This window comes from Streptomyces sp. Y309 (assembly GCF_056712025.1).
Map to the genome: position 1 here is coordinate 4,990,140 of NZ_CM160048.1, position 13,430 is coordinate 5,003,569.

General features: G+C 72.1%; 14 protein-coding genes. 7 read left to right on the forward strand and 7 right to left on the reverse strand.

The window, feature by feature from the left end; translation table 11 throughout:
• Positions 1–43 precede the first annotated feature (43 nt).
• A complete protein-coding gene (locus AC0KTA_RS20250) occupies positions 44–589 on the reverse strand; it encodes a pyridoxamine 5'-phosphate oxidase family protein (protein WP_481049625.1) in 546 nt (181 codons plus the stop codon).
• Positions 590–723: 134 nt separating this feature from the next.
• Here AC0KTA_RS20250 and AC0KTA_RS20255 point away from each other — a divergent pair, with 134 nt between their 5' ends.
• From AC0KTA_RS20255 to AC0KTA_RS20265, 3 genes are all read left to right on the forward strand, one after another.
• The gene (locus tag AC0KTA_RS20255; protein ID WP_481049626.1) at positions 724–1,194 is read left to right on the forward strand and encodes a helix-turn-helix domain-containing protein; all 471 of its coding nucleotides are present in this window, start codon (positions 724–726) and stop codon (positions 1,192–1,194) included.
• Between the two features lie 31 nt (positions 1,195–1,225).
• Positions 1,226–1,852: a hypothetical protein gene (locus AC0KTA_RS20260; protein ID WP_481049627.1), complete on the forward strand. Its 627-nt coding sequence runs from the start codon at positions 1,226–1,228 to the stop codon at positions 1,850–1,852.
• 117 nt (positions 1,853–1,969) lie between these two features.
• On the forward strand, positions 1,970–2,320 hold the full coding sequence (locus tag AC0KTA_RS20265) for a DUF2516 family protein (RefSeq protein ID WP_229863521.1): 351 nt from the start codon (positions 1,970–1,972) through the stop codon (positions 2,318–2,320).
• Positions 2,321–2,341: 21 nt separating this feature from the next.
• On the opposite strand, the gene AC0KTA_RS20270 is transcribed toward AC0KTA_RS20265, so the two are convergent.
• The 3 genes from AC0KTA_RS20270 to AC0KTA_RS20280 form a co-directional block, all read right to left on the reverse strand.
• A complete protein-coding gene (locus tag AC0KTA_RS20270; RefSeq protein WP_481049628.1) occupies positions 2,342–3,763 on the reverse strand; it encodes a PP2C family protein-serine/threonine phosphatase in 1,422 nt (473 codons plus the stop codon).
• A 378-nt stretch (positions 3,764–4,141) separates the two neighbouring features.
• A complete protein-coding gene (locus AC0KTA_RS20275) occupies positions 4,142–5,245 on the reverse strand; it encodes a C40 family peptidase (protein WP_481049629.1) in 1,104 nt (367 codons plus the stop codon).
• Positions 5,246–5,548: 303 nt separating this feature from the next.
• Entirely contained in the window at positions 5,549–6,355 is an 807-nt protein-coding gene (locus tag AC0KTA_RS20280; protein ID WP_481049630.1) for a class I SAM-dependent methyltransferase, read from the reverse strand.
• A 159-nt stretch (positions 6,356–6,514) separates the two neighbouring features.
• Between AC0KTA_RS20280 and mshA the strand changes: the two genes are divergently transcribed.
• The 3 genes from mshA to AC0KTA_RS20295 all read left to right on the forward strand — a co-directional run bounded on the left by mshA (position 6,515) and on the right by AC0KTA_RS20295 (position 10,438).
• Positions 6,515–7,861, forward strand: coding sequence for a D-inositol-3-phosphate glycosyltransferase (gene mshA, locus AC0KTA_RS20285; protein WP_481049631.1), 1,347 nt, complete (start codon positions 6,515–6,517; stop codon positions 7,859–7,861).
• Positions 7,854–8,354: a type III secretion system chaperone family protein gene (locus AC0KTA_RS20290; RefSeq protein WP_481049632.1), complete on the forward strand. Its 501-nt coding sequence runs from the start codon at positions 7,854–7,856 to the stop codon at positions 8,352–8,354. The genes mshA and AC0KTA_RS20290 overlap by 8 nt, the downstream gene beginning before the upstream one ends.
• Positions 8,355–8,785: 431 nt before the next feature.
• The gene (locus AC0KTA_RS20295) at positions 8,786–10,438 is read left to right on the forward strand and encodes a glycosyl hydrolase family 28-related protein (protein ID WP_481049633.1); all 1,653 of its coding nucleotides are present in this window, start codon (positions 8,786–8,788) and stop codon (positions 10,436–10,438) included.
• 15 nt (positions 10,439–10,453) lie between these two features.
• Here AC0KTA_RS20295 and AC0KTA_RS20300 read toward each other — a convergent pair whose 3' ends face one another.
• The 3 genes from AC0KTA_RS20300 to AC0KTA_RS20310 all read right to left on the reverse strand — a co-directional run bounded on the left by AC0KTA_RS20300 (position 10,454) and on the right by AC0KTA_RS20310 (position 12,277).
• On the reverse strand, positions 10,454–10,654 hold the full coding sequence (locus AC0KTA_RS20300; RefSeq protein ID WP_481056495.1) for a hypothetical protein: 201 nt from the start codon (positions 10,652–10,654) through the stop codon (positions 10,454–10,456).
• Between the two features lie 65 nt (positions 10,655–10,719).
• Entirely contained in the window at positions 10,720–10,968 is a 249-nt protein-coding gene (locus tag AC0KTA_RS20305) for a hypothetical protein (protein WP_058846319.1), read from the reverse strand.
• A gap of 7 nt (positions 10,969–10,975) precedes the next feature.
• Positions 10,976–12,277: an MDR family MFS transporter gene (locus AC0KTA_RS20310; protein ID WP_481049634.1), complete on the reverse strand. Its 1,302-nt coding sequence runs from the start codon at positions 12,275–12,277 to the stop codon at positions 10,976–10,978.
• Positions 12,278–12,441: 164 nt separating this feature from the next.
• On the opposite strand from AC0KTA_RS20310, the gene AC0KTA_RS20315 reads away from it, so the two are divergent.
• Positions 12,442–13,203 carry a phosphoglyceromutase gene (locus tag AC0KTA_RS20315; protein ID WP_481049635.1) on the forward strand — a complete coding sequence of 254 codons (762 nt, stop codon included), beginning with the start codon at positions 12,442–12,444 and terminating at the stop codon, positions 13,201–13,203.
• Positions 13,204–13,430 lie beyond the last annotated feature (227 nt).

Consider the following 13,430-nt stretch of genomic DNA (forward strand, 5'->3'; position numbering starts at 1 on the left):
TAGTCGGTGGCCCCCGGCAGTCGGAGACTTGTGGCCAGGCCCGCTAGAAGGTGTAGCGGGTCTGGCTGAACACCTGGCCGTCGTGCCCGAAGCCGTACGCCGTGCCGGGTGCCACCGCGAACAGCAGGTCGGTGCCCTTGCGGATGCTGTCGCCGAAGCCGTAGAAGGTCCCCTCCGGCGAGGTGATGTGGTCCCCGTACTGCGCCTCGAACGCGGCGATGACCTCGTCCTGCCGCGCCGGATCCGTCACCCGCTCCGCCGTGCCCTCGACCACGATGTCGAGGCCTCCGGAGAGCGTGTTGTGCCCCGTGGTGAGCGCGCAGTGGGCATTGCCGGCCAGGTTCTTCGCCTTCTGCTCGCCCGGCCCGGTGCTGAAGTGCAGCGCCCCGTCGTGCCAGGCGGCGATCAGCGGCGTGACGTGCAGCCGGCCGTCCGGCCTGACCGTGGTGATCCAGAAGACCTCGGCGGCCCGCAGCCGGCGCTGGGCCTCGGCCCAGTCGGTGGCGGTGACGTCCTCCGCACCCGGGCGCGGGTTGAGCGCGGCGCTGTAGCGGGCGTCGAGCTCGGTCTTGGGCTGCTCCGGCGTCATACGGAACCCCTTTCCCTCTTCTCCCTCTTCACGGTTTCTCTCTCTGCACGGTCATACTCCTCCCGGACGTGGCGTAGCGCACTATTGCAAGCAGGTGCTTGCAATAGTTAGCGGGGCGGGTGCAGTATCGACCCATGGCATCGCTCAACGTCGGCAATCTCGGGGAGTATCTGCGCGAGCAGCGGCGCAACGCCCAGCTCTCGCTCAGGCAGCTCGCCGATGCCGCCGGGGTGTCCAATCCGTATCTGAGCCAGATCGAGCGCGGGCTGCGCAAGCCGAGCGCCGAGGTTCTGCAGCAGGTCGCCAAGGCGCTGAGGATCTCCGCCGAGACGTTGTACGTCCGCGCCGGGATCCTCGACGAGAAGGAGCGGGACGAGCTGGAGACGCGCGCCGTCATCCTCGCCGACCCGTCCATCAACGAGCGGCAGAAGCAAGTGCTCCTGCAGATCTACGAGTCGTTCCGCAAGGAGAACGGCTTCGTCACCTCTACGTACGCGGACGACATCTCCCCGGAAGCGTCCCAGAACGGCGCCCGGGGCACCGCCGACACCTCCGCTGACGGCTCCCGCACGGCCGACGGCGACGATGCCGAACCCTCAAGCTGAAGCGAAACCCGGATCCGGGAGGACCATCGCCATGGCCATCACCGACGACGTGCGCAAGACCTTCACCGACCCCAAGCCGCTGTACTTCGTCGCGGGCGGCGCCGACCTCGCGTACCAGCAGGCCAAGAAGGTGCCCGGGCTCATCGAGCAGCTCGCCGCCGAGGCCCCGGGCCGGATCGACGCGGTGCGCAGGACCGACCCCAAGGAGGTCCAGGACCGGGCCGCGGCGCGCGCCAAGGAGGCCGGTGAGGCCCTCCAGGCCAAGTTCGCCGAGCTCCTCGGTGTCGTCGACACCGACCTGAAGAAGCTCGGCGAGAGCGCCCAGGACCTGGCCCTGCGCGGCGTCGGCGTCGCCATCGAGTACACGGTCCAGGCGCGCGAGAAGTACGACCAGGTCGCCGAGCACGGCGAGCAGACCGTGCGGACCTGGCGCGGCGAGGCCGCCGACGAGCTCGCCGAACTGGCCGACACCGTCGAGCCGGACAGTGAGACGACGACCGACGAGGGCGCCGCCGCGAGCTCCGCGTCCGCCTCCGGCTCGGGTGCGCGGGACAAGGGCGCGGCTCCGGCCCCGGCCGCGGCCCGCAAGGCCCCCGCGGCCAAGAAGCCCGCCGCCAAGAAGACGACGGCGAAGAAGACCACGCCGCCCGCCAAGTAGTGAAGTAGCGGGGTAGCGGGGTACGCGGCGGGCCGGGCACTCTCGGAGTGCCCGGCCCGTTGTCGGGGTAAGCGGGTACGGTGACTGCGTACGTCGCGTAGGGATACGCCGAGACTGGTGGTGGACGTTGTGCTGATGCAGGGGTTCGCGAACCTCATGTGGCTGCTGTCGCTTGCCCTGATCGTGTTCAGCGGCTTCGCGCTGCTCGACGCCGCGGTCCGGCGCGAGGACGCCTATCGCGCGGCGGACAAGAAGACCAAGCCGTTCTGGCTGATCATCCTCGGGATCGCCTTCGTGGTGAACCTGCTCTTCCCGATCCTGTCGTTCCTGCCCATCATCGGCCTCATCGCGACCATCGTGTACATGGTCGACGTGCGGCCCGCGCTGCGGCAGATCACCGGCGGGGGCGGCGGCCGCCGCGGCTCCAGCAGCGACGGTCCGTACGGGCCGTACAACGGCGGCCGGTAACCCACACATCCAGCGAAGCGCTCAGCGCGCCCGGTCCAGGAGCAGTACGGCCACGTCGTCCGTCAGGTCGCCGCCGTTGAGGTCCCTGGCCTCGTTCACGGCGGCCTCCAGGAGCTCCTCGCCGCGCAGGCCCGCCGCGATCTGGCGGCGCACCATCTCCACCATGCCGTCCTGGCCGAGCCGCTGGTTGCCCTCGCCGATCCGGCCCTCTATCAGGCCGTCCGTGTACAGCATCAGGCTCCAGCTGCCGCCCAGCTCCACCTGCCGACGCGGCCAGCGGGCGCGCGGGAGCAGGCCGAGCGCGGGGCCCCCGTCGTCGTACGGAAGCAGCTCGGCGGGCCGGCCCGGGCGCGCTATCAGCGGTGACGGGTGGCCGGCCAGGCACAGGCCTGCCCGGCGCCCGTCCGGCGCGATGTCCACCGTGCACAGCGTCGCGAAGATCTCCTCGTCGGCCCGCTCGTGCTCCAGGACCCGCTGCAGGGTGGAGAGCAGTTCGTCCCCGCACAGGCCCGCGAAGGTCAGCGCGCGCCAGGCGATGCGCAGCTCGACGCCGAGCGCCGCCTCGTCCGGGCCGTGGCCGCACACGTCGCCGATCATCACGTGCACCGAGCCGTCGGGCGTGCGCACGGTGTCGTAGAAGTCGCCGCCGAGCAGCGCGCGGGAGCGGCCGGGGCGGTAGCGGGCGGCGAAGCGCAGCGGGGAGCCGTCGAGCAGCGGGGTCGGCAGCAGGCCGCGCTCCAGACGGGCGTTCTCCTGCGCGCGCAGCCGGGACTCGGTGAGCTGGCGCTGGGCGGCGTCGGCGCGCTTGCGCTCGACCGCGTACCGGATGGCGCGGCTCAGCAGGCGGCCGTCCAGCTCCTCGCGCAGCAGAAAGTCCTGCGCGCCGACGCGCACCGCCTGGGCGCCGATCTCGGCGTCGCCGGACGCGGTGAGCGCGAGGACGGCGTGCCGGGGCGCGAGGCGCAGCACGTGCTTGAGCACGGCGAGCTCGTCGGGGTCGTCCGTGCCGTCGGTCCCGGCGCCGGAACCGGTGCCTCCGCCGGCGGAACCGGTGCCTGCGCCGCCGGGGCCAGTGCCTCCGTTGCCGCGGCCGGTCAGCGCCAGGTCGAGCAGGATGCAGTGCACGTCGTCTGTGAGCAGCCGCTCGGCCTCGGTGAGGTTGCGGGCGGTGCGGATGCGGATGGGCTTGCCCGCGGCGTCGAGCAGCTCGGGCACGCTCAGCGAGCCCGCCGGGTCGTCCTCGATCACCAGCAGGGTGAGGTTCGTGCTGTTGCCCAGGGGGTCGTCGCCGAGAGGGCCCTGGTCGGCGGCCGCGGGGCCGCCGGTGTTGTCGTCGGCGGTGCTGTTGCCGACGGGCCCGGCGCCTTCGGCTGCCGGTGCCGCTTGAGCCTGACCGCCTTCCGCGGCCGGGATCGCTCTCTGCCGCGGTATGGGTACGGGCATCGTTGAGTTCCTTCCCTCCCCCCGAGGGCATGGTGGAGCGACGGTCGCACGCCCCACCAGACGGGGACCATAGCGGTAGCCGGGGCCTGTGTGGAATGCCGCGCGGCACGTGGCCGACGGCATATGCCGCATCCTGGAGCGCATTTGGGCACGAACTCGGTCCGCCCGTGATGACGAACATCACGCCCGGAGGGTTGAGCGGGGCGGCGGGGGAGGGGCGTGCCGTGCGGTGGGTCACAGGCCCGGCGCGGGGCGGGCCACGGCCCCGGCCCGGGTGGGTCACAGCCGCGGCGCGGGGTGGGACACAGCCCCGGTCCGCGGCGGATCACAGCCCCGGCCTGGGGTGACTCAAAGCCCCCGGCTCGCGTGTGGCCCGGCTCACTTGTCCGGGCGTACGACCCCGAGTATCTCCATGGAGCCCGCGCCCGCGACGGTCACGTTCCGCCCGGGGCGGGGAGCGTGCACGATGGCGCCGTCGCCCACGTAGAGCCCGACGTGGCTGGCGTCCTTGTGGTAAATGATCAGGTCGCCCGGGCGCATGCTCTCGACGTCGACGCGGGGGAGCTGCTTCCACTGCTCCTGCGAGGTGCGCGGGATGCCCTTGCCCGCGGCCGCCCAGGCCTGGGACGTGAGCCCCGAGCAGTCGAAGGACTTCGGGCCCTCCGCTCCCCATACATACGGCTTGCCGATCTGCGCCGTGGCGAACGCGATGGCCTTCTTGCCGGGCGTCGTCGCCTCGCCCTTGGCGTCCTTGAGCACGCCGGTGTCCACCCAGGCCGACTGCTGCTTGAGCGCGGCCTCCTCCTCCAGCTTCCGCAGCCGCTCGCGCTCCTTCTTCTCCAGGCGCGACTCCAGCTTCTCGGCGGCGGCGATCTTCTTCTTGACCTGCTTCTTCGCCTCGGCCTTGGCCTTGCGGTTGGCCTCCAGCTTCTTCCACTGGGCGGCGGCGTCCTTGGCGTACGTCTTCAAGTCCGCCTGGGTGCGGGTCATTTCGGTGAGCATGGCCTTGGTGGCGTGCTGGCCCTGGCGCAGGCGGCCCGCGCCGTCCAGGAAGCGGCTCGGGTTGTCGCTGAGCATCAGCCGGGCCTCGTCCGGGATGCCGCCGCCACGATACTGCGCGCGGGCCGCGGCGCCCGCGCGGGCCTTCAGCTTGTCCAGCTTCGCCTGGCCCTTGTCGATGGACCGGGCCAGGCGGACGATCTCCTCGGACTGCTTCTCGGCCTTCTCCTCCGCGGCGTTGTACGCATCGGTGGCCGTGCCCGCTTCGCGGTAGAGCCGGTCGATCTTCTTGCGGACCTCTTCGAGGGAGCCGTTCGCCGGCGGATTCGGCGCACCCGGGCGCGTCGCCGGAGGGGTCGGGGGAGTGGGCTCGGACGGGCTCGCGAACGCCGTGCCCGGTGCGGCCAGCACCGTGGCCGCGCACGCGCAGATCAATGCCACGGCCGTCGTCGCCGAGTGCCCCTTGCCGGTCACGCCCGCCACCCCCAAAGCTGATTTACCGTCAGTAACTTCCCAACGTCTCCGGGATGGTGCCATGCCGGCGCCGAATACGACAGAGCCGCGCGACAACTCCGATCCCCACCCGTCCCATGTGACGAACGGCACGCGGAGATCGTTCCCCGCAGGTCACGGAGATCGTTGCCCGCGGATCGCGGAGGCCAAGCCCCCGGCGCCGCCCTGGATCGCGGAGGCCAAGCCCGGTCGTGTCGCCCCGGATGACGGAGGCCAAGCCCGGCCCCGTTGCCCCGGAACGCGGAGGTCAAGCCCGGCCCCGTCGCCCCGCGTTCAGCCCGCGCCCGGCGCCAACGCCCCCCACCGCACCGTCACTTCCCCCTGCCGCCACCGCGAACTCCGGTCCGCCACCGGCCAGTCCGCGGTCAGGTCCCGCACCGCCCGGATCCACCGCTGCCGCGCCCCGTACGCGGCGTACGGCGCGGCCGCCGCCCACGCCCGGTCGAAGTCGCGCAGGAACGCGTGCACCGGCTCGCCCGGCACATTCCGGTGGATCAGCGCCTTCGGCAGCCGCTCGGCGAGGTCGGACGGGCGCTCCAGGGAGCCGAGCCGGGCCGCGAACGTCACCGTGCGCGGGCCCTCCGGCCCGAGCGCCACCCACACGTGCCGCCGCCCGATCTCGTCGCACGTGCCCTCGACGAGCAGCCCGTCCGGCGCGAGGCGCGCGCACAGCCGCTCCCACACGGCGGCGACGGCGTCCTCGTCGTACTGGCGCAGCACGTTCGCCGCGCGGATCAGCACCGGGCGCGCGGCCAGGGGCACTTCGAAGCCGCCGTGCCGGAAGGTGAGGCCCTCGCGCTCGTACGGCCGGGCGGCCGCCACCCTCTCCGGGTCGATCTCGATGCCGACCACGCGCGCGTGCGGGGCGGCGGTGCGCAGTCTCAGCAGCAGCTCGACGGCGGTCCAGGGCGCCGCGCCGTAGCCGAGGTCGACGGCGACCGGCGTCTCCGCGCGGCGCAGCGCGGCCCCGTGGGCGGCGGCGATCCAGCGGTCCATGCGGCGCAGCCGGTTGGGGTTCGTGGTCCCGCGCGTCACGGTTCCCACGGGGCGAGCGGACGGACGGGGGACGCGGGGGGCCATGGGGGCAAGCGTAAGCAAGGCCCACGGTTGAGACCTCCAAGGTAATGCTTTGGCAAAGAGGAAATGGAGGTGACGCTTCCGGTGTTGCTCCTCCACAGGAGGCCCGCACCCGGTCTCCCCCTCGCCGTGCCCGCCGTCAAGGCCAAGGAGGACCGCCACGTGAGCCACTACGTGACCAGGCTCGGGCGTCTCTCCCCATCGGCGCCCGCCCGCATCCGGCTGCCCGGCGCCTCCCGCCGGCCCCGCCGGGTCGCGATGCTCAGCGTGCACACCTCGCCGCTGCACCAGCCCGGCACCGGCGACGCGGGCGGCATGAACGTCTACATCGTGGAGCTGGCCAAGCGGCTCGCCGCGATCAACATCGAGGTCGAGATCTTCACGCGCGCCACGACGGCGGCCCTGCCGCCCACCGTGGAGCTGTCTCCCGGGGTGCTGGTGCGGCACGTCGACGCGGGCCCCTACGAAGGCCTCGCCAAGGAGGAGCTGCCGGCCCAGCTGTGCGCCTTCACACACGGCGTGATGCAGGCCTGGGCGGGCCACCGCCCCGGCTACTACGACCTGGTCCACTCGCACTACTGGCTCAGCGGCCACGTCGGCTGGCTGGCCGCCGAACGCTGGGGCACCCCCCTCGTGCACGCCATGCACACCATGGCCAAGGTCAAGAACGCCGCGCTCGCCGTCGGCGACACCCCGGAGCCCGCCGCCCGCGTCATCGGCGAGACCCAGATCGTGCGCGCCGCCGACCGCCTCATCGCCAACACCTCCGAAGAGGCCGACGAACTCGTACGCCACTACGAAGCCGACCCCGGCAAGGTCGCCGTCGTCCACCCCGGCGTGAACCTGGACCGCTTCCGCCCGGCCGACGGCCGCGCCGCCGCCCGGCGGCGGCTCGGGCTCCCGCAGGACGCCCTCGTCCCGCTCTTCGCCGGCCGCATCCAGCCCCTGAAGGCCCCCGACGTGCTGCTGCGCGCCGTCGGCGTCCTCCTGGAGGAGCGGCCCGAGCTGCGCTCGCGGATCGTCGTGCCGGTCGTCGGCGGGCCGAGCGGCAGCGGCCTCGCCAAGCCGGAGGGCCTGCAGAAGCTGGCCGCGCGCCTGGGGATCGCGGATGTCGTACGTTTCCAGCCGCCCGTCGGGCAGGAGCAGCTCGCGGACTGGTTCCGGGCCGCGTCCGTCCTCGTGATGCCCTCGTACAGCGAGTCCTTCGGCCTGGTGGCCATCGAGGCGCAGGCCGCGGGGACGCCGGTGCTCGCCGCGGCGGTGGGCGGGCTGCCCGTCGCCGTGCGCGACGGGGAGACCGGGTTCCTGGTCTCCGGCCACGAACCCGCCCGCTACGCGCGCGTGCTGAGCGAATTCGCCGACCGTCCACAGCTTGTGGACCGCATGGGCGCGGCGGCCGCGCGGCACGCCGAGTCCTTCGGATGGGGGACCGCGGCGTCCGCCACGGCCGACGTGTACACCGCCGCCGTGCACGATCACCGGCGTCACGTACGCTCGCACCATGGCTGACGTTGCTGGCGGGGCGCCTTCCGCGGTGATCGAGCGGGCTCTGGACGAGGCCGAGCTGGAGTGGGAGTCCCCCGAGCCCGGTGCGTACGTGGTGAAGCTGCCCGGCACGCGCAAGCTCTCCACGACCCTCTCGCTGCGCGTGGGCAAGCACTCGCTGTCCCTGAACGCCTTCGTGATCCGGTGCCCCGACGAGAACCACGAAGGCGTGCACCGGTGGCTCCTGGAGCGGAACCTCCGCCTGTACGGCGTGAGTTACGCCATCGACTCCCTGGGGGACGTGTACGTCGCCGGGAAGCTGCCGCTCGCCGCCGTCACGCCCGACGAGCTCGACCGGCTCCTCGGCTCCGTCCTCGAAGCGGCCGACGGCTCCTTCAATACCTTGCTGGAGCTTGGGTTTGCCTCCGCGATCCGCAAGGAGTACGAGTGGCGCGTCGCGCGCGGCGAATCCACTCGCAACCTGGACGCGTTCACCCACTTGACCCAGCCCCGGTAGTTCTTCGGCTTTCCCCGGGTGGGGGGCTTCCCTGTCCCGCCGCTTCGCGGCGGACATCTCCCACCCGCCCGCCCGTTTCCACTCGACCGATGGCTTCGGGCCGTAGTCCGCACCACCGTCGGCCGACACCTCTGGTCGGCCACCCTCCCGGTGCCGCGTGCGGCAGTTCGGCGTCTGCGGGCGGGGGGGGGGAGGGCGGTTGCCGCCACCGCTGTGGGAGGGCGGTGGCCGCTACCGCTGTGGGAGGGCGGTGGCCGCTACCGCTGTGGGCAATCGTGCCGCAGGGCGGCACGGGTGGGCACAGCCCAGGCCGACGGCGCCCGTAACTCCGGCGGTACGACACCTTCCCCCGGCGGCCAGCCGCATGGCATGCTCCCGCCCAACGCAGACGTGAACTTCGTTCACGTACATGTACGGGAGAGTGAGGCGGCATGGCAGACCTCAGCAGGCGCGGCGTCCTCGGCGGAGCCGCCGCCGTCGCGGCCACAGCCGCAGCAACAGGCGGAAACGCCGCAGCCGCCACAGGCGAAACCCCAACCCTCTGGCGGGAGTTCAGCCGCGCCCCCTACACCCACCCCCACATCCCCTACGTAGGACGAGCCGGAGCCCGCCGGGGCACCCGGCACCTTCCCCACCTCGGCCGGGTGTTCCACGCCCACCACTACGGCGCCAGGCCTGACGCCCAGTCAAACGCGCCCGCCATCAACCGTGCCCTCGCCGCCGCCGGAAGGGCCGGCGGGGGCACGGTCCAGCTCGGACCCGGCACGTACCGCGTGGACGACATCATCCGCATCGCCCACGACAACGTCGTCCTCCGCGGAGCGGGCGGCACCCGCACCACACTCCTCGCCACCAAGAACCTCACCGACCTCATCGGCCCCTACGGCAGCCGCTACGGGGGCGACAAGTCGAGCTGGTCCTGGGCGGGCGGGCTGATCTGGCTCTGCCCGGCCGCCCGTTGGGACAGCCTGACGGCCGCCATCAGAGCCAGGGACTGGCCCTTCGAGGGCTGGACCGGCAACAAGCGCGACGCGTGGCGCACCCTCACCACCCTCGCCCCCGCCACCCGCGGCTCCTGGTCGGTCCGCGTCACCGACCCCACCCGCCTGCGCCGCGGCGACCTCGTCCTCCTCCGTCTCGCCGACGACGCGGACCACACCCTCCTGGAGCACATGGCGGGCGACGGCCCGGGCCCGCGCGCGTACACCTGGGACGACAAGACGAAGCTCACCTCGTACGTCCCCTACGAGTGGCCCGTACGGATCGCCGCAGTCAAGGGGCGCACCATCAGCTTCGAGCGGCCGCTGCCGCTCGACGTACGACCCGAGTGGGATCCCCGGCTCACCACCCACGTCCGGGCCCTCACCGGCTCCGGCGTCGAAGGCCTCACCCTGGAGGCCGTGGAGACGCCGCAGTCGCCGCACCTGCTCGACAAGGGGTTCAACGGCGTCACCTTCCAGTGCGCGTACGACTGCTGGGCCGACGACGTCCACGTACGCCACGTCGACAACGGGTTCGGGCTCGTCGCCGCCTCCGCCTGCACCCTGCGCCGCACCTCCGTAGGCGGCCGCGGCTCGCACCACCCGTACTTCTGCCGGGAGGGCTCGCACGACAACCTGATCGAGGACTTCCGCATCGAGGCGCGCACGACTCCCGCGCCCGCCGGGACGCAGCTGCACGGCATCAACGTGGAGGGCCTGTCCTCGTACAACGTCTGGTCGCGCGGCGAGATGGAGATGGGGACCTTCGACACGCACCGCGGGATGCCGTTCGCCAACGTACGGACCCAGATCACCGTCGAGAACAACGGGCGGCACGGCGGCGACGCGAGCGCGGGGCCCCTCTACGGAGCGCGCTTCACGCACTGGAACGTCACCGTCACCAACCAGCGCGCCGGACTGGTCAAAATTGACGGCATCGCGCCGTACAGCGCCACGGTCGGCATCTCCCGGGTGCGCGAGTTCGACCAGATTGACGTACCGGACTTCTCCGGAGAGCTCAACTCGCGCATCGAGGCGTACGGTTCGCCGGGTTCCGTACGGCCCCGGAACCTGTACGACGCCCAGCGCGCCCTGGACGACTGAGGGCCCCTAGGGGAACTACCCGAAGGGGACCAGCCGGACCACGGTCACCGTGAGGACCGAACCCGACACGTAGTAGAGGACGATCGCCCCGCCGACCGTCGCCTCGCGGCGGTCGCGCTCGGCGGCATCCGTGGACACGGCCGTCGAACCGTGCCCGTAGGGGTCGCGGCCGAGCGTGCGCACCATGGCCGCCCGGAAGGCCTCCGCGTCGTCCATCTTGGCGAGGGTGTCGTCTGCGGGCGGCGCGTACGTGATGCGATAGCTCCGGCTCCGGTGACGGCTCACGCGATGCTCCGCCTCTCGGCCTCGTCGGCGGCAAGGCGGTCGAGCAGGGCCTCGGCCTCGGGGTCCGGCACGGCCTCCAGCATCCAGTGCCGCATCACGCTGTGGATCTCGTCGACCCCGGCCTCGTTGATGGCCCGGTCGAACTCCGCGCGCCGGTCCTCGGGCAGGGCGGCGCGGATGTCCGGGATGGTGTTGGGGACGTCCACCTCCTCGCCGCCGATGAAGGTCTTCAGTGGTTCCGCCATGGTCGGGTCACTCTCCCTGAGGTCCCTGGGTGGGCCCTGCGCTGATCTCACGGTAGCGGCGGCGGCCCGATCCTCCCGGAGCCGCACCCGACACCTTCGGGTCCTGTCCCGGCGCCTCCGGAAGCCCCCGCATCAGACCCCAATACCCGAGCGCCGCCACCGTACCCACCACCGCACAGAAGCCCCACAGCCACTCCGCCCCCAGACGGTCGATCAGGAAGCCGGACATCAGGGGCGCCACGAGCGCCGCCACGGCCCACGACATCGTGTACATGCCCTGGTAGCGGCCGCGTCCGTGCGTCGGCGAGAGCTGCACCACCAGGCCCGTCTGGGTGGGCGCGTTGACGATCTCGGCGAGCGTCCAGACCATCACGGTCAGCATGAAGACGCCGACCGAACCCGCGAACGCGGTGAGCCCGAAGCCGATCCCGGCGAGGAGCGAGGACAGCACCAGCAGGCGCTGCGGGTCCCGGTGCTCGATGAACCGCGTCACCGGGATCTGCAGCACGACGATCATGACGCCGTTCACGGCGATGGCCACGCCATAGTCGCTCGGCGAGAAGCCCGCCTCGCCCATCGCCACCGGCAGCCCCACCGAGCCCTGCTGGAAGACCAGCGCGACCAGGAAGGACAGGCCGACCACGCCCATGAACCGGCCGTCCCGCAGCACCGTGCCGAGCCCGACGTCGTCCGCCTTGTCGGCGGCAGTAGGCCGCGGCCGCGACTCCGGCAGCTTCACGTACACGACGATCGCGCACACCAGCGTCATGACGGCCTCGATGAGGAAGCCCGCGAGATAGCTGTACGAGGCGATGAAGCCCGCGCCCGCCGCGGAGACGGCGAAGCCGAGGTTGATGGCCCAGTAGTTGAGCGAGAAGGCGCGCACCCGGTCCTCGGGGCGCACGATGTCCGCCATCATCGCCTGCACGGCGGGGCGGGACGCGTTGCTCGCCATGCCGACCAGGAACGCGACACCCGCGATGGCCACGGGGTGGATCATGAACCCCAGCAGCGCCACGGAGCCCGCGGTGGACACCTGGGCGATCAGCAGCGTCGGCCGCCGCCCGAGCCGGTCGGTCATCACGCCCGCGCCGAGCGAGGAGACGACCCCGCCGAGGCCGTGCAGGGCGGCGACGAGTCCGGCGTACGTGGCCGAGTAGCCCCGGTCCAGGGTGAGGTAGAGCGCCATGAAGGTGGCGACGAACGCCCCGAGCCGGTTCACCAGCGTGCTGGTCCACAGCCACCAGAACGCCGGAGGCAGCCCGGACACCGACTCCTTCACGGCGCGTCTGACTACGGCGAATGGCATGGTTCCCCCGAGGTGGCACAGGCAGTAGCTGTAAGAGGCCAAAGCGGCGAGCACAAGTTACTTCGGCGGGGAATCCCCGCGCCACACGTTTGACGGCAACCGTCAATCGCCTCGGGCGTGCTCCCGGACGCGACCCCTACGGGCGTTCCATTACGCTCAGAGGCATGGCCGACGCACCGTACAAGCTGATCCTCCTCCGCCACGGCGAGAGCGAATGGAACGCGAAGAACCTGTTCACCGGCTGGGTGGACGTCAACCTGAACGAGAAGGGCGAGAAGGAGGCGGTCCGCGGCGGTGAGCTGCTCAAGGACGTCGGCCTGCTCCCCGACGTGGTCCACACGTCCCTCCAGAAGCGAGCGATCCGCACCGCGCAGCTCGCCCTCGAATCGGCTGACCGCCACTGGATCCCGGTCCACCGCAGCTGGCGCCTGAACGAGCGCCACTACGGCGCCCTGCAGGGCAAGGACAAGGCGCAGACCCTCGCCGAGTTCGGCGAGGAGCAGTTCATGCTGTGGCGCCGCTCGTACGACACCCCGCCGCCCGCCCTCGAGGACGGCACCGAGTTCTCCCAGTCCGCGGACCCGCGCTACGCCTCCATCCCGCCGGAGCTGCGCCCCCGCACGGAGTGCCTGAAGGACGTCGTCGTCCGCATGCTCCCCTACTGGTACGACGGCATCGTCCCGGACCTCCTGGCCGGCCGCACGGTCCTCGTCGCCGCCCACGGCAACAGCCTCCGCGCCCTCGTCAAGCACCTCGACGGCATCTCCGACGCCGACATCGCGGGCCTGAACATCCCCACCGGCATCCCGCTCTCCTACGAACTGGACGCCGACTTCAAGCCCGTGAACCCGGGCGGCACCTACCTCGACCCGGAGGCCGCGAAGGCGGCGATCGAGGCGGTCAAGAACCAGGGCAAGAAGAAGTAGCCACGCACGACCGAGGCCGACCCGAGGCCGACCAAGGCCCCTGCCCGCGGATTCTCCGCTGGTGGGGGCCTTGTTGCTGAGCCCGCTCGGCCTTGGGCCCGCTCAGCCTGCGGCCCGCCCTTCCGCTGCCGCAGCGCCGGGATCGTCCGGCGGCGACGGGACCGGCGGCCAGGACGATCAGCGTCGGGCCGTCGAGAAGGGCCGACTGGGCACCCGCCGCTCCAGGA